We start from the raw sequence: 15903 nt of genomic DNA, 5'->3' as shown, positions 1-15903 counted from the left end.
GGGCTTTGATCAAAAAGGTCGCCCGCGGTGCCACCGAGGTGTTGGCGCCGTGGGTCTGGGTGATTTTGCTGCCGTTCGGTGTTGCAGCCGCGACGGAGAGCATCTGGGGAACGTTGCTGTGGGGGTTCGTCGTCGCGTTGACGGCGTCCGTGATCCCGATGGCCGTCATCGTGCGTGGAGCGCGCAAGGGCAAGTGGGACGGCCACCACGTCACGAACCGCGAGGGCAGGGTCGTCCCGCTGGTCACGGCGGGTGCGTCGCTGGCGGCCGGCACGGTGATCATGTTCCTGGGCGACGCGCCGCGGAACATGCTCGCGCTGGCGGGCAGCATGTTCGCCTCGTTGATCGTCAGCATGGCGATCACGTTCGGGCTGAAGTGGAAGATCTCGCTGCACGCCGCCGTGGCGTGGGCCGCCGTGGTGACGCTGGCGATCGTCTACGGGCCGTGGTGGCTGCTTCTGGCGCTGCCGGCCGCGCTGGTGGCGTGGTCGCGCGTCGAGCTGGGTGACCACACGACGGCGCAGGTGCTGGCGGGGTCGGTGATGGGCGTGGTCGTCGGAGGCGGCAGCTTCTGGCTGCTCAGCTGACCCGCTTGGTGCTGACGATCTTCATCTGGTTGTCGACGTTGCCGACCTCGATGTCGTAGACGCCGTTCTCGGTGACACCGGCCTTCGTGGTGATCAGGCCGATCTTGACCACCCAGTTCGCACCCTCCGACCGGACCTCGCCCGGCCCGGCGAGTGAGACCTCGGAGTAGTCGTTCCACCTCTTGCGGTACTCGCCGATGGGCTCGGTCGCCTTGCCCCTGAGGTTCTCCCACGCCTGGTCGGGGCTCTCCGGCAGCAGGCGGTAGTGCTCCTGGACGAAGTAGTTCGCCTGGTCCGCGGAGTAGTAGACCGCCGGCTGCTGCTGGAACCCACCCTGGTACCGGGGGTTGACGCCGCCTTCGGTACCGCCCCAGTACGCGGCCGCCGCGCCACCACCGATCCCGAGCAGTGCGATGACCGCGAGGATGATCAGGATCCGCTTGTTCGGCGGCTTGAGCCTGGGCTGCTGCTGTGGGATCTGCAAGGGCTGCGACGGCTGCTGCTCGGCGGCCAGCAGGTCGGCGGCCTCCTGCGCGGTCGGCCGGTCCTTGGGGTCCTGCGCGAGCAACCGCACGAGCAACGGCGTGAGCTCGCCCGCGCCCTTGGGATCGCGGATCTGGCCGCTCGCCGCGCGGTAGATGAGGCCGAAGCTGTTGTCGCTGGGCCCGAAGACGGACTCGCCCTCGATGGCCGTGTAGATGGTGGCGCCGAGCGAGAACACGTCGGACGCCTCGTCGGGCTGCTCACCGCGCGCCACCTCGGGAGCGAGGTAGGCGGGGGTGCCCGAGATCATGCCGGTGTCGGTCATCGTGCCGTCGCCGGACGCCTTGGAGATGCCGAAGTCGGTGATCTTGACCGTGCCGTCGTGGCCGATCAGGACGTTGCCGGGCTTGATGTCGCGGTGGACCAGACCGGCGGTGTGCGCCGCCGCCAGCGCCGAGGCGACCTTGGCCCCGATGCTCGCCGCCTGGGCCGGCTTGAGCGGCCCGCGCTCGGCGATCAGCGCCGAGAGGCTGTGCGAGGCGAGGTACTCCATGACGATCCACGGCTGCTCTTCGTCGGTGCTCACGACGTCGAACACGGCGATCGCGTGCTGGTGGTGCAGCCGCGCGGCGTTGCGTGCCTCCCGCATCGCGCGCTGGTGGTCGCCGGTGATGAGCTCCTTGACCGCGACCTCGCGGGCCAGCACCTCGTCGCGTGCTCGCCAGACCACCCCCATCGCACCGCTGCCGATGCGCTCGAGCAGCGTGTAGCGGCCGCCGATGGTTGTCACACCCTGAGACTAGTCAATCGCTCAGACGAGCATCCGGCGTTCCCGCACGCGGGGTGGTGCAGATCGCTTCGAGCCGAGTTCACCGGTGGGGACTTCCGTCTGGAACCCGCTCAGCCTGTTGAGACGTGCCGCCGTCGCTGCCCACGACGCCGAACACCGCGTTCCGGTGGTCTCCGGTGACGAGCTGGTCGGCCACGCTGCCCCGCGTGCCGGCACCTCGTCCCGCGCCCGTACGACCACCGAGGTGGATCGCCAGTGGACTAGTCGATCGTCGAGACCAGCTTCTGCAGCTCGCGGTCGAAGTCGATCCACAGGTCCTCCTCGCCCGGCTGGACGACGTCGTAGGAGGCGTCCAGGAACTCCGCCACGTCCTCGGCGACGGCGCTGAGGATGGCGAAGCCGGTCGGGGCGTTCAGCTCGACCAGGACGCGCTCCGGGTCGTCGGAGGCGGGCCTGACGAGGATGTCGCCCTCACCGGACGGCGTCAGCAGGCCGTCGGCCAGCAGGTCGCGGGCGAACATCCACTCCACGCGGCCGGAGCCCGTGAAGAAGATGACGGCGACCGCGTAGGGGTCCTCCGGGTCGTAGACGAGTTCGGCCTCGACGGGCGCTGGAGGCGCGCCGGGGGCGAGGAGCTGAAAAGTCGTCCGCGTGGTGACCTTCAGGTTTTCGTTGTTCATGTCGATGTCCCTTTCAGGCTGGTCTCCATGTCCGCTCACAAAGAGGAGACGGCCAACCAGCCCGATAAGGACGCGATTCGTCTCGGATCCATCCTATTGGGGGAGACGTGCGTCTCACCGTTCAGCGTTTGACCAGGTCGCGTGTCTCGTTTGGTGAGACGGTCTGACCTGCCGAGACGGACCTCCGCCGGGTCAGTGCGACGCCCAGGAGCACCACCAGCATGCCGGCGACGACCCTTGCGTTGAGTTGCTCCCCGAGGAAGATCGCTCCAAGGAGTACCGAAACCACGGGCAGAAGGTAACCGACGGTAGTCGCCGTCGTGGCTCCCTCGTCGGCGATGACGCGGTAGTTGAGGATGAACGCGACGCCCGTGCCGAAGACGCCCAGGATGATCACGGCGGCGACGCCGACCCAGTGCAGGTGCAGCGGCTGCAGGCCGCCGAACGGCGTCGCGAGGATCAGCATCCCCATCGCGGTGGTCAGCTGCATCGCGGCGAGCTGCGTCGAGGTGGCGCCCGTGCCGACCAGGTAGCGGCCGGCGTAGGAGTAGCCGATGGCGTAGCTCGCGGCGCCGATGAGGCACAGCACGGCGCCCCAGCTCGCGATGCTGTTGGCCGACTGCCACGGCGCGAAGATCAGCAGCACGCCCGCGAAGCCGAGCCCGAGGCCGAGCATCCGGACCAGGTCGCTGATCTTCTCCGACCCGAGCACGAGGCCGATGGCCAGCGCGAACAGCGGCGTCGTCGAGTTGAGCACGCCGGAGACGCCGGAGTCGACGGTCTGGCCGCCGAACGCGAACAGCGTGAACGGGATGGCGCTGCCGAACAGCGCCACGAAGAGCATGTGACCCCAGATCCGGCGGTCGCGCGGCAGGGACATCTTCGCCAGGGCGAGCACGACGAACAGCACGAGCGCTCCGAAGAACGTCCGCACGAGCGAGATCTGCAGGGGCGCGAGACTGCCGAGCGCGAGCTTCATCCACAGGAAGCTGGATCCCCACAGCAGGGCGAGCACGCCCATCCTGATCAACGTTCCGCGTTGGTTCACACGTCAACCATGCGCCCTCCAACACGTGAAAACAATTTAATAGTTGTGGGCAACCTTTAAGCGCAACTGTATGGTCGGAGCATGCTGGACGTGCGACGAATGCAGGTGCTCAGGGCCGTCGTGAGCACGGGTTCCATCACCGCCGCGGCGACGAACCTCGGCTACACCCCGTCCGCCATCTCGCAGCAGGTCGCGGGCCTGGAGAAGCAGGCGGGACTGCCGCTGCTGGAACGCGTCGGCAGGGGCATCAGGCCCACCGCGGCCGGGCGCCTGCTCACCGAGCACGCCGCCCGCCTCGCCGAGCAGCTGGCCGAGGCCGAGAGCGCCCTCACGGCGTTGCGCAACGGCTGCGCGGGCACCCTGCGCGTCCGCTACTTCGCCACGGCCGGTGCGGCTCTCGTGCCGCCCGCGGTGGCGACGTTCCGGGCGGAGCGCTCCGGTGTCGAGCTCGACCTGAAGCTCACCGAGCCGACCGACCCGTTCGTCGAACTGGCGGCGGGACGCGCGGACGTGGCGATCACCGTGCTGGAGCAGGACGCACCCGCGCCCGAGGGAATGATCGCCCGGCACCTGCTCGCCGACCCGTTCTACGCCGTGCTCCCGCGCGGCCACGCCCTGGCCCGCAAACGCGTGCTGGACCTCGCCGAGCTGGCCGACGAGCCGTGGATCGACGGGGACTGCGGCGCGCCAGGACCGTGCGGGGACCTCGTGCGCAACGCGTGCGCAGGCGCTGGGTTCTCACCGAAGGTCGCCGTGGAGAGCGACGACTACACGACGGCACAGGGGTTCGTGGCGGCCGGACTGGGCGTCACGATCATCCCGAGGCTCGGGCTGGGCTTCGCGCACCCCGGCGTCGTCCTGCGCAAGGTGCGCAACCCGGAACCGGTCAGGCACATCCACGTCGTCTACCGCGAGGACGCCGCGTGGAACCCGGCCGTGCTGACGCTGGCAGAGGCTTTGGAGAAGGCCGCGCGGGCGAGTTGACCCGCGCGGGTCCTCAGGCGCTGCCGAACGGCTTGTCGTAGCTCAGCAGGAAGTTCGGCGAGCGCCACTCCAGCGAGACCTGCCGCTGGATCGTCGACTTCGACCCGTCCTTCTTCTCGATCTCGACCGTCACCACGAAGTAGTAGGGCTGCCGCTCTTCGACGTTGGTGACCTTGGCCTTCTTGACGCCGCCCCAGAACGACTTGAAGCCGTCCATGCCGCCGGGGTACTGGCCCTGGAAGTTCCCGTTGCCCATCGCCCAGGCGTCGCCCGGGCTGCTCGGCGCCGTCTGGAAGTAGTCCTCCAGCAGGCCCTTCTTGTCCTCGTCGGTCGGCGTGTCGGTCCACTGACCGGCCTTGCCCGCGGACTTCGGCGGCGTTGACGGGCCCGCGGAGTCGTTGCCCTGCGTCTGCTGGGTCGACGTGTTGGAGCCGGCGTTGTTGTTGCCCGTGCCGTCGTCCCCGCCACCGCTCGAGATCATGCTCGCGAACATGATGCCGATGACCGCCGCGGCCACGATGGCGAGCGCGGTGTAGACCGTCGACTTCTTGCTCTTCGACGACGACAGCGGTGACGGCCTCGGCTGCTTCGGGCGCTGCGAGTACTGGGGCGCGGCGGCCGGGCGGTGGTTCGGCGGCTGCTGCTGCGTCGGCACGGCGCGCGGCGGCGTGTGCAGGTCGACGCGCGTCGCGTTGGGCGGCGGCGCCTGCTGCTGTGCCTGCGGGGGCGTCAGTGCCCTCGTGGCTGCCACCTGCGGCTGCTGGATCGGCGCGCCACGCCACGACGGCGGGTGCGTCGGCGCGACCACGGCGGGCGTGAACGCGGGTGCGGCCTGGCCGTTCGCGACGGCGGCGAGCGCGTCACGGGCCTCGGCCATCGTCGGGCGGTCTTCCGGCTCCGCGCGCAGCAGGCGCATCAGCAGCGCGGTCAGCGGACCGGCGTTGCGCGGCGGGTTGACCTTGCCGGACGCGACCTTGTGCAGCAGCGCGATCGTGTTCTCGCTCAGCCCGAACGGCGGTTCGCCCTCGATCGCGGCGTACAGCGTCGAGCCCAGGGAGAACACGTCCGACGGCGAGCCGGGGTCGTAGCCCTTGGCCACCTCGGGTGCGAGGTAGGCAGGGGTGCCCGCGAGCATGCCCGTCGCGGTGACGGTGACGTCACCGGTCGCGCGGGAGATGCCGAAGTCGGTGATCTTGACCGTGCCGTCGTCGCCGAGCAGCACGTTGCCGGGCTTGATGTCGCGGTGCACGATGCCCGCGTTGTGCGCGGCGGCCAGCGCCGAGGCCACCTGCATGCCGATCGACGCCACGTCGCGCGGAGGCAGCGTGCCTCGCTCGGAGAGCACTGCGGACAGGCTCTTCGAGGGCAGGTACTCCATGATCAGCCACGGCTGGCTGTCGTCCTCGGCAACGTCGTAGACGGCGACGGCGTGCGGGTGCTGCAGCCGGGCCGCGATGCGACCCTCCCGCATGGCCCGTCTCTTCGCCTCGTCCGTGTCAGCTTCGGCCAGTCCGGGCTGCAGGAGGAGTTGCTTGACCGCGACGGTGCGGTGCAGGCGTTCGTCGTGTGCCGTCCAGACGACGCCCATGGCGCCGCTGCCGATCCGCTGGCTCAATCGGTAGCGACCAGCGACCAATCGGCCATCGTCGGTCACAGTTGCTCCCCGCTGTGCGGTCACTTGCTCTCTGTTCAACGGCTGATCACACCTTCGGGTTCAGATCACCCATAGGTGCGGGTACCCACCATACGAGATTTCTACGGCGCAATGATGCTTAGCCCGCCGGAGGCGGTGGCGGCACTGTCGTCGTCGTAGTGGTCGTCGTCGTCGTAGTCGTCGTTGTGCTGGACGGCTTCGAAGGCGGCGGCGTAGTTGTCGTCGTCGTGGTGGTCGTAGTGGTGGTCGTCGTCGTTGTAGACGTCGGTTCCTGCGTTGTCGTTGCCTCAGGCGTGGTTGTCGTCACCTCAGGTGCCGAAGTCGTCGTGGGCACCGTCTGCGACGAACTCGCGGGCGGCACCACCGGGGTCTTCTGCTCCTTGTTGAACACCCCGAGCGCGACCATCAGGCCACCGATGACCAGCAACAACGCCAACACCACCGCCGCGATCACCAGCGGCCTGTTGTTCTCCTGCCCCCTGGGCGGCGCCATCGGCGGCGCGGTCCTCGGAGGCGAGGTGCGGGGCGCCGCCCGGACCACGCGGGTCCGCTCGGGCTCCACGATCGTCGTCGGGTCGGGGCCGGCGATCACCGCGAGCCCGTTGAACGACGGCGAACGGCCGTTCGTGACGGCGTTGAGCACCTCGCGCGCCTGGGCCATGGTCGGCCTGTCGTCCGGCTCGAAGTTGAGCAGGTACAGCAGCGTGTCGGCGAGCGGGTGGTCGACGGTCGGCGGGTTGATCCGCCCGGCCGCGACGGCGTGGAGAACACCGAGAGTGTTCTCGCTCACTCCATAGGGCGGCTCGCCCTCCATCGCGGCGAACAGCGTCGAACCGAGCGAGTAGACGTCGGAGGCCGGCGTCGGGTCCTGGCCGCGCGCGATCTCCGGCGCGAGGTACGCGGGCGTGCCGGCGATCAGGCCGGTCTTGGTGACCGTGATGTCGTCGGACGCGCGCGAGATGCCGAAGTCGGTGATCTTGACGACGCCGTTCTCGGCGATCAGCACGTTGCCGGGCTTCACGTCGCGGTGCACGATCCCCGCCGCGTGGGCAGCGGCCAGCGCCGCCGCGCACTGCGCTCCGATGCTCGCGACCTCGACCGGGTCCATCGGCCCGCCCTCCGCCAGCGCGTCCGCGAGGCTGTAGGACGGCAGGTACTCCATGACCAGGCACGGGACGCCGTCTTCCTCGACGACGTCGTACACGGCGATGGCGTTCGGGTGGTGCAGCTTGGCGGCGATGCGGCCCTCGCGCATGGCGCGCTGGATGGCCTCGTCCTGCTCGGCCTCGTCGAGGCCGGGTGCGAGCAGCAACTGCTTGATCGCCACCTCACGGCCTAGGCGTTCGTCGTGGGCCCGCCAGACGATGCCCATCGCGCCGGAGCCGATGCGGTCGAGGAAGCGGTAGCGGTCGGCGATCAGACGGCCGTCCGAGGTGCCGGACGTCGTCACAAGCCCACCCCGTGGGTGCTCGAAGGCGTGACTGCGGCTGCGGCAGCAGATCCCACGCTCGTGCTCCTCGTGCGGTAGTCAGCGGGTCGTCCGGAATGCCCGCACAGGGTACCTGCCGGGGGCCGTCGCTGAGCTACCTGTCGTACATCAGTTCGCCGGGGCGAAGAAGTCGAATCCGCCGACGACGTCGCCCACGGTGTCGAGCACCGGGTCGAGGACACCGAGGTCCACGCTGACGTCAGCCGGGTTGGACGGCGGGGGAGTCGAGTTGTCCGAGCTGGGCGGCGTGCTGGTGCTGTTGCTCGGCGGGGGCGTGGTGGACGAGCTGGGCGGAGGAGGCGTCTGGCTCGACGGCGGCGTGCTGGTCTCCGTCGACGACGACGGGGGCGTCGAGGTCGAGGTCTCCGAGCTGGGCTGCTGCGTCGGTTCCTGGGTCTGCGTCTGGGTCTGCTGCTGCGTCGGGCGCTGCTGCTGGGTCTGGACGTACGGGGCGACGCGCGTCGTCTCTTCCGTGGTCGGCGCGGCCTCGGTCTCGCTCGTCTCGGACTGCTGCGTCTTGTTCGACGGCAGCTTCACGACGCCTTCGGTGCCGGCGCTCGCGCTGCGGGCCTGGCCGCGCTCGTCGAACCGCACCTCGGCGAGCGGGCGCTCGTCCGGCGAGGACAGCCAAGAGGAGGCGGCGAACGCCACGGAACCGCAGATGATGACGCCACCGCTGGCGGCAGCGGCCAGCTTGCCGACGGTGAAACCGCCGCGCTGGGTGTCGTCGGAACGACCCTCCCTGCGCAGGAGCTCGGTGATGTGCAGCTCCTTCATGGGCTGCTTCTTCTTGCCGCCGGACTTGACCGGCTTGAACTTCACGGTCGGCTCGAAAGCCTCGGGGGTGAAGTCGTCGGTGATCACGGGGATCTCGACGGTCTCCGCCTCGCGGCGGGCGATCAGCTCGGCGACGGACAGCTGCCCGGTCGACTCGGCCGAACCGCTCAACCGCCGACGATGGTCCTCAATCGACACCGCTCGTTCACCCTTCCAAGTTCGCGTTCGCGCACTGGCGGGAACATGGATACCGAATCGTGACCCGAGATGTAACCCCTATGGGGGAATTTTCACGACCGGAGACCGGTTTTCGCGACGAGCGGTCACCGTTCGACTGCGAACGGCGAACCAGTTGGGTGCGACCTAACTTCCGGTGCCTAGCTCCGCTGCGCCGAAAGGACTTCAGTTCCGATGATCCGCGGCTGCGTCGTCTTCGTGAGCCAGAAGATCTGCTCGATCCGCAGCCAGCTCCCGTCCGCCTCCTGCATCGAGACGACCGCCAGCACCGAACCGTCCGGGCGCACCGACGTCTGGTCGACGTTCACGACCTTGACCGTCCCCCACGACCTCACGAAGTCCGCGGGGTTCGCGCCGACCAGGTCCGGCGAGAGCAGCTTGGCCGCGGAGCCGGGCTTGGTCGTCAGCAGCTCGTAGAACTTCTTCACCACGTCCACCTGCGGCAACGGGCCGACCGACACCTCGGGCGTCGACGGCTCTGCGCTCGTCGGTGCCGGAGCGCCGGTCTCCAGCAGCAGTGCGGACGGCTGCGGCATCGGAGCCGCGGCGGCGGCCGGGGTGGTCGGCGCAGGCGGGCGTTCGTTCGGCAGCTGGGCCGAGAGGACGTCGGGACGCAGCGCGCTCGACCCGGACAGCGCGACCGGGCGGTCGGTGACGGGGACGCCGACGTTCGCCGGGCGGTTGCCGGCCAGGATCGCCGCGCCGGCGACGGAGGAGACGAGCACGATCGCGCCGGTGAGCAGGCCCGCGACCTTGGCGGTGCGGCTCGACTTCGTGCGGCGGCGACGGCCGGGTGTGACGGGTATCACCGCGGTGGTCGCGGTCATGTTCTCGGTCGGGCCGAGCAGTGATGTGACCAGAGCGTCGGTGGCGGCCTCCTCGTTGGAGAGGATCCGCATGGGGCCAGGCTGCTGCTTGATCAGCTCGGCCACGCTGATCGAGCCGACGCGGGTGTGTCTCCGGCCGGTCGTCGCGGGACGCTGCACTGCTCTGGTCCTCCGTACTGTCCGTGTGCACCTGAAGACGTACCGTGGCCGTGCATGAAGACGCCAGTGTCTGCGTGGACTTCACCCGTCCGTGGCGACCAGCGGTCTTCAGGGGTTCGCTCGATGGTGCTACTTAGTACGTTCGGTAGGTCCGGCCGCGACCTTTAGCCACTTCAGCCGCCGACCTTCAACCGTTCACCGTTGATCAGCGGCAGGTCGCCGAGCGTGAAGCTGAGCTCGCGCTTCTCGGTGCTCACCGAGCCGTCCTTCTTCGTCACCTGCAGCAGGCTCACCGTGAGGCCCTTGCCGGGATCGACCGCGATCTCCTTCACCTCGATCAGCGAGATGTCGGCCAGCCTGCCTTCGAGCAACGCGTCGGCGTTCGAGCGCACGGTGTCCGTGGTCATGGCGAGCGCCGTGTCCGCGTTCGACGCCATCGCGCTGTAGAAGTGCTCGGTCTGCTGGGCGATCTTGCCCCCGTCGACGACGGGGGCCTGGGTGACCGGCACGGTCGTGATGACCGGCGGGGCCGTCGCGGACGGCTGGGGGTTCGGCGCGGAGGCCTGACCGCTCGTGCCGGGAGCGCTGCTCGACCCGGTGCTCCTGCCGGTGCCGGGTGCGGGCGCGTTCTGACCCGTCCTCGCGGCCGACGGCCTGGTGCCCCCGGTGGCCGACGTGGTCGTGCCGCCCGTGGGCAGCGCGGAGATCATCGGCACGTCCGAGGGGTAACCGGGCAGCCCGACGGTCTCGACGTCACCGCTCCCGCTGACCAGCTTGGCCGCGGCGACGCTCAGGCCGACCAGCACGAGCACCGAAGAGACGACGGCGAACCAGGCCGCCCGCCTCCAGGTCCGCGGCGGCGTGACCGAGGCGGGCACGAGCCCGATGTTGAACTTGCGCAGGCCGTCGGTGTCCTGCAGCGGGTCGATCTGGCGGCGGCGGGGCAGCGGGATGCTGTCGCCCCCGACGAGGGGCCGCGCCCGCGGCGGCTGCGGCCCGTCGTCCAGACGATGTTTGCCCGGCAGTTCGTCCATCCCCGACACCCCTCTGCGACGCAATCAGAGTAGGGCCGTCCGGAGGTACCGAAGCAACCAAAAGGGGGTGTTCAGGACGAGTGACACTCTTTTGTGTGAAGTTGTCAGCGAGGCGGAAGTTGCGCTTGACCGCTGTTGAGCTGCTTGCGCGTGTTCTGCACGCCGTTGAGCGCGACCAGACCGCTGCCGCCCGCGATCAGCGCGCCGATCACGTCGGCGCCGAGCGAGTCGCCGCCGGTGATCAGCAGACCGATCACCGCGCCCGCGGTGGTGATGATCGCGGTCTTCCAGCGGCTGCGGACGAACTGCGAGACGGGCGCTCCGGAGATGCCCTTCTTGTTCGCGGCCGAACCGAGCAAGCCCAGGTAAGCGTCGTGCGCCAAGGCGGCGATCAGGCCGGCGATGGCGATGAGTGCGGCGATGAGGCCCATGCCTCCAGTGTGCCCTCAGATTTTTCCAGTGGACCATCCGTGATCGCCCTGATATCCGATTCGGGTGGACATGTTCTGGCACGACGACTGCCTTGAGCACGACGCGGGCGAGGGCCTGTGGGAGCTGCCCGGCTCTTGGCCCTGGCTGGACGTCGCCGAACCGCACCCGGAGAACGCGGCGAGGCTGCGCACGTTCCGGCACGCGCTGACGCACGGACCGGTGGCGCCGTACTTGAGATGGCACGAGGGGCGCCATGCGTCCGTGGACGAGCTTCTGCGCGTGCACACGGCGGGGTACTTGGACTCGTTGCGCGTCTCGGAGCGTGTGGCGCTGGAGGTGAACACGGTCGTGGGGCCGGAGACGTGGCGTGCGGCGTCAGCGGCGGCGGGCACGGCGTTGGCGGCGCTGGAGTCCGGCGCACCGCTGGCCTACGCGCTCGTGCGTCCGCCGGGACACCACGCGCAGCCGGACATGGCCGACGGCTACTGCTTCGTGAACAACGCGGCGCTGGTGGCGGAGACCGCGCGACGGCAGGGGCTGCGGGTCGCCGTTCTCGACTGGGACGTGCACCACGGCAACGGCACGCAGGAGGTGTTCTACGACCGGCCGGACGTGCTGACCATCTCGGTGCACATGCGGCACGGGTCGTGGGGCACGAACCACCCGCAGACGGGCGCGCCATCAGAAGTGGGCGCCAACGGCAGGAACGTGAACATCGAGCTGTCGCTCGGCGCGGGCGACACGACATATATACGTGCGCTCGATGAAATCGCGTTCCCGCTGCTGCGCGATTTCGAGCCGGACCTGCTGGTGTGCGCGTCAGGGTTCGACGGATCGGCGTTCGACCCCAACGGCAGGCACAACCTCACGGCAGACGGGTACCGCGAGATCGGCCGCCGGGTGGCGTCGTTCGGGACGCGGGTCGTGCTCACCCAGGAGGGCGGCTACCTGCGCGGGTACTCGGCGCTGTGCCTGCACGCGCTGGTCGAGGGCCTGCTGCGGCTGCCGGAGCCGTTGCTGGAGGACCCGCTGGCCTACGTGCCGGACGACTCCCAGCTCGCGGACGCGGACTTCGAGCGCGTTCGCGCCGCCCTGGCGCCTCATTGGCCCGGCGTCCTGTGACGCCGGGCCGGGCGTTGCCTACCTGCCGAGCGGGCCGCGGCCCATCTTGAGCAGGATCATCGCGAGGTCCTTGCCCTCGGGACCGAGCGGCTTGTAGCGGTTGAGGACGTCGATCTCGCGGTTGTGCACGATCTTCGTGCCGCCGGCGGCCATGCGGGCGGCGCCGATGATCTTCGACACGTCGACGCGCCGCTGGACCAGTCGGAGGATCTCCGCGTCCAGGTGGTCGATCTCCTCGCGCAGCTGGTTGATGTCGGGTTCGGTGGTGGTATCCATCGTCATGACCTCTCGAGAACTTCGAGTCCCGGCCCGGAAGCAGCGAAGCCCCGGTGTCCGAGGACTCCGGGGCTTCGCGGTGGCTTTGTCTGCGCTAGACGACCACGGGAGCCGGAGTCCGGGTCCCGTAGAAAAACTCGAAGAACGTCGCGCGCACGGACCTAGTGTGCCACAGGAAGCCGACCTAGGCTGCTCCAGTCTCATCCACGACCGTTTGGGGTCACCGTGAAGCGCGTACTGGGTGTGGCTTCCGCTCTCCTGCTTTCAGCGTCCGTCACCACCTCCGCCGGCGCGGCGGAGACGGGGTGGGCCGGCGTCGAGCTGACGCCGTCGGCGGGGTGGAAGGTCCTGCAGTCCGGGTACTGGTCGATGCGGGGTGGCTGGCCGGGCACGTTCGACATCAACATCACCAACCGGTCCGACCGCGACGTCACCGACCTCCACGTCCGCATCTCGCTGCCGCCGAAGAAGCTGGCGGTCACCGGGTACGAGGGCGAGTACTGGAGGTGCTGGGACGTCGAAGGCGGCGCGGGTGCGGAGGGCGTGCACTGCGCGGCGGCCTTCATCGCCGTGCCGGGCGAGGCGTTCCCGACGCTGAAAGTCCACACGAACGGGCTCGAGCACCACAGCGACACGATCGACGTCTACGCCGAGTCGAGCGGCACGGAGGCCACGCACGCGGGCGTCCCGTACCGCATCGATCTGAGCACCTGATCGAACACATGGTCGGGCGGTACCGGATTCGTCGGTGCCGCCCGGTACCGTGGATGGACGATGAGCGCCTTGTTCGACTTGCCCTCAAGTCCCCCCGTTTCCCGCGCGGGTCACCTGCTCGACGATCTGAACCCCGCGCAGCGCCGTGCCGTCGAGCACGCCGGTTCACCCCTGCTCGTGGTGGCCGGCGCGGGCTCCGGCAAGACGCGCGTCCTCACCCGGCGGATCGCGTACCTGCTCGCGGCTCGTGACGTGCATCCCGGCGAGATCATGGCCATCACGTTCACGAACAAGGCCGCCGCCGAGATGAAGGAGCGCGTCGCCGACATGGTGGGCGCCCGCGCCCGCTCGATGTGGGTGTCGACGTTCCACTCGATGTGCGTGCGCGTGATGCGCCGCGACGCGAAGACCCTCGGCATGTCGTCGAACTTCTCGATCTACGACAGCGACGACACGCGCCGCCTCATCACCCTCGTCGCGAGGGACCTCGACCTCGACCCGAAGAAGTACGCGGCCCGCACCCTCGCCGTGCACATCTCGAACCTCAAGAACGAGCTGGTCGACGCGGAGACCGCCGCGGCCCAGGCCACGAACGACCTGGAACGCCGCGTGGCCGAGGTCTACGCGGTCTACCAGCGCCGCCTGGCGGAGTCGAACTCGCTCGACTTCGACGACCTCATCATGAGGACCGTCGAGCTCCTGCAGCGCTTCCCGGAGGTCGCGGAGCACTACCGCCGCCGCTTCCGGCACGTCCTGGTCGACGAGTACCAGGACACGAACCACGCGCAGTACACCCTCGTGCGCGAGCTCGTGGGCAAGGCGGGCGGCGAGATCCCCCCGGCGGAGCTGTGCGTGGTGGGCGACGCGGACCAGTCGATCTACGCCTTCCGCGGCGCCACGATCCGCAACATCGTGGAGTTCGAGCGCGACTACCCGGACGCCACCACGATCCTGCTGGAGCAGAACTACCGCTCCACCCAGAACATCCTGACCGCCGCGAACGCGGTGATCTCCCGCAACCCGAACCGCCGCGACAAGTCGCTCTGGTCCGACCTCGGCGAGGGCGAGAAGATCGTCGGCTACGTCGCGGACCACGAACACGACGAGGCCGCGTTCGTCGCGAACGAGATCGACCACCTGGTGGACAGCGGCGAGGTCAACAACTCCGAGATCGCCGTCTTCTACCGCACCAACAACCAGTCGCGGGTGTTCGAGGAGATCTTCATCCGCCTCGGCCTCCCGTACAGGGTCGTCGGCGGCGTCCGCTTCTACGAGCGCCGCGAGGTCCGCGACGCCCTCGCCTACCTCCGCACCCTGGCGAACCCGGAGGACACGGTCTCCCTCCGCCGCATCCTCAACGTCCCGAAACGAGGCATCGGCGACCGAGCGGAAGCGTGCGTCTCGGCCTACGCGGAACGCGAGCGGATCAGCTTCGCCGCAGCCCTCCGCGACCTGGACAACGTCCCGATGCTGAACCCGCGCTCCCGCAACGCGATCGCCGGTTTCGTCGAGATGATGGACGAGCTCGGCGAGATGGTCGCCAGAGAAGACGACGTGGCCGACATCCTCGAAGCGGTCCTGGACAAGACCGGCTACCGCACCGAGCTGGAAGCCAGCGAGGACCCCCAGGACCACACGAGGGTCGAGAACCTCAACGAACTGGTCACCGTCGCCCGCGAGTTCACAGAACTGGAACTCCCAGAAGGCGCGGACCCGGTCCCGTCCCTACCGGCCTTCCTGGAACGGGTCTCCCTCGTCGCAGACGCGGACTCGATCCCGGACGCCGACTCCGACGGCGTGGTCACCCTCATGACCATCCACACGGCCAAGGGCCTCGAATACCCGGTCGTCTTCAGCACGGGCTGGGAAGACGGCGTCTTCCCGCACATGCGAGCCCTCGGCGACCCAGCCGAACTGGCAGAAGAACGCCGCCTCGCCTACGTGGGCATCACCAGAGCCCAACGCCGCCTCTACCTCTCGCGAGCCCTGGTCCGCTCAGCCTGGGGCCAGCCCTCGGCGAACCCGGCCTCCCGCTTCCTGGACGAGATCCCCCAGGACCTCATGGACTGGCGCCGAGTGGAGCCCTCCCGCTCAGGCCCGGCGGCAGCCACGACCTGGGGCCGCTCAGCCTCAGGCGGCATAGCCTCCCGAGGCCTCACCCGCCCAGCGCCAGGCAAGGCGGGCTGGAAGGACGCCCCGGCCATGAAGCTGGAAGTGGGCGACCGAGTCACCCACGACAAGTACGGCCTGGGCAGAGTGGTGGCAGTGGACGGCGCGGGCCTGAGGGCAACGGCGACGATCGACTTCGGCGGCTCAGGCACAGTCCGCCTGATGCTGATAGGCAGCGTCCCGATGACAAAACTCTGACAAGGGCAGGCTCAAGCAGGGGTACCCCCTGAAATTGCATCCCCCACAGCCCAACGTAGCGACGAGGTCTGACACTCCCGCGAAGCCGAAGGCGAGCAGGATGATCGCCCGCGAAGCCGAAGGCGAGCCGTCCTTACCAAGAGGCCTGGGTGAGGTGGTTTCGTCACGAGTCGTGCCATAGCTCTTGCTGCACCTGAGTAGGGGGGTGTTTAAACAAACCCGAAATGAAGGTTGTGTAGACGA

Annotated in this window: 15 protein-coding genes; 5 read left to right on the top strand and 10 right to left on the bottom strand. The window is 69.1% G+C overall.

Annotation, left to right across the window (positions count from 1 at the left end):
• Positions 1–5: 5 nt before the first annotated feature.
• Positions 6–587, top strand: coding sequence for a hypothetical protein (locus ACFWN2_RS42470; RefSeq protein WP_382436323.1), 582 nt, complete (start codon positions 6–8; stop codon positions 585–587).
• Here ACFWN2_RS42470 and ACFWN2_RS42465 read toward each other — a convergent pair.
• The 3 genes from ACFWN2_RS42465 to ACFWN2_RS42455 form a co-directional block, all read right to left on the bottom strand.
• Positions 580–1860: a serine/threonine-protein kinase gene (locus ACFWN2_RS42465; RefSeq protein WP_382436322.1), complete on the bottom strand. Its 1281-nt coding sequence runs from the start codon at positions 1858–1860 to the stop codon at positions 580–582. The two genes, ACFWN2_RS42470 and ACFWN2_RS42465, sit on opposite strands and share 8 nt — an antisense overlap.
• 260 nt (positions 1861–2120) lie before the next feature.
• The gene (locus ACFWN2_RS42460; protein ID WP_382436321.1) at positions 2121–2540 is read right to left on the bottom strand and encodes an SsgA family sporulation/cell division regulator; all 420 of its coding nucleotides are present in this window, start codon (positions 2538–2540) and stop codon (positions 2121–2123) included.
• Positions 2541–2661: 121 nt separating this feature from the next.
• A complete protein-coding gene (locus tag ACFWN2_RS42455; RefSeq protein WP_382436319.1) occupies positions 2662–3588 on the bottom strand; it encodes a DMT family transporter in 927 nt (308 codons plus the stop codon).
• 81 nt (positions 3589–3669) lie between these two features.
• Between ACFWN2_RS42455 and ACFWN2_RS42450 the strand changes: the two genes are divergently transcribed.
• Complete coding sequence (locus ACFWN2_RS42450) at positions 3670–4572, top strand: LysR family transcriptional regulator (protein ID WP_382436318.1); 903 nt, start codon at positions 3670–3672, stop codon at positions 4570–4572.
• Between the two features lie 13 nt (positions 4573–4585).
• On the opposite strand, the gene ACFWN2_RS42445 is transcribed toward ACFWN2_RS42450, so the two are convergent.
• From ACFWN2_RS42445 to ACFWN2_RS42420, 6 genes are all read right to left on the bottom strand, one after another.
• Positions 4586–6226, bottom strand: coding sequence for a protein kinase (locus tag ACFWN2_RS42445; protein WP_382436317.1), 1641 nt, complete (start codon positions 6224–6226; stop codon positions 4586–4588).
• Between the two features lie 118 nt (positions 6227–6344).
• Positions 6345–7676, bottom strand: coding sequence for a serine/threonine-protein kinase (locus ACFWN2_RS42440; RefSeq protein WP_382436316.1), 1332 nt, complete (start codon positions 7674–7676; stop codon positions 6345–6347).
• 147 nt (positions 7677–7823) lie between these two features.
• Positions 7824–8663, bottom strand: a complete 840-nt coding sequence (locus ACFWN2_RS42435; RefSeq protein WP_382436315.1) for a hypothetical protein — start codon at positions 8661–8663, stop codon at positions 7824–7826.
• A gap of 206 nt (positions 8664–8869) precedes the next feature.
• On the bottom strand, positions 8870–9715 hold the full coding sequence (locus tag ACFWN2_RS42430) for a hypothetical protein (RefSeq protein ID WP_382436314.1): 846 nt from the start codon (positions 9713–9715) through the stop codon (positions 8870–8872).
• Between the two features lie 173 nt (positions 9716–9888).
• A complete protein-coding gene (locus ACFWN2_RS42425; RefSeq protein ID WP_382436313.1) occupies positions 9889–10749 on the bottom strand; it encodes a hypothetical protein in 861 nt (286 codons plus the stop codon).
• Positions 10750–10853: 104 nt separating this feature from the next.
• Entirely contained in the window at positions 10854–11180 is a 327-nt protein-coding gene (locus ACFWN2_RS42420; protein ID WP_382436312.1) for a hypothetical protein, read from the bottom strand.
• A 70-nt stretch (positions 11181–11250) separates the two neighbouring features.
• On the opposite strand from ACFWN2_RS42420, the gene ACFWN2_RS42415 reads away from it, so the two are divergent.
• Positions 11251–12303 (top strand): histone deacetylase, encoded by a 1053-nt coding sequence (locus tag ACFWN2_RS42415; protein ID WP_382436383.1) that lies wholly within the window; start codon positions 11251–11253, stop codon positions 12301–12303.
• 18 nt (positions 12304–12321) lie between these two features.
• On the opposite strand, the gene ACFWN2_RS42410 is transcribed toward ACFWN2_RS42415, so the two are convergent.
• Entirely contained in the window at positions 12322–12585 is a 264-nt protein-coding gene (locus tag ACFWN2_RS42410; RefSeq protein ID WP_382436310.1) for a chorismate mutase, read from the bottom strand.
• A gap of 219 nt (positions 12586–12804) precedes the next feature.
• On the opposite strand from ACFWN2_RS42410, the gene ACFWN2_RS42405 reads away from it, so the two are divergent.
• Both ACFWN2_RS42405 and pcrA read left to right on the top strand, forming a co-directional pair.
• Positions 12805–13293 (top strand): hypothetical protein, encoded by a 489-nt coding sequence (locus tag ACFWN2_RS42405; protein ID WP_382436309.1) that lies wholly within the window; start codon positions 12805–12807, stop codon positions 13291–13293.
• A gap of 60 nt (positions 13294–13353) precedes the next feature.
• Positions 13354–15660: a DNA helicase PcrA gene (gene pcrA, locus ACFWN2_RS42400; protein ID WP_382436307.1), complete on the top strand. Its 2307-nt coding sequence runs from the start codon at positions 13354–13356 to the stop codon at positions 15658–15660.
• Positions 15661–15903 lie beyond the last annotated feature (243 nt).

The sequence above is a fragment of the Lentzea sp. NPDC058436 genome (genome assembly GCF_042721515.1).
GTDB lineage: Bacteria > Actinomycetota > Actinomycetes > Mycobacteriales > Pseudonocardiaceae > Lentzea.
Note: the sequence above shows the minus strand (reverse complement) of the source record. Positions and strands in the feature narration are given on the sequence as shown.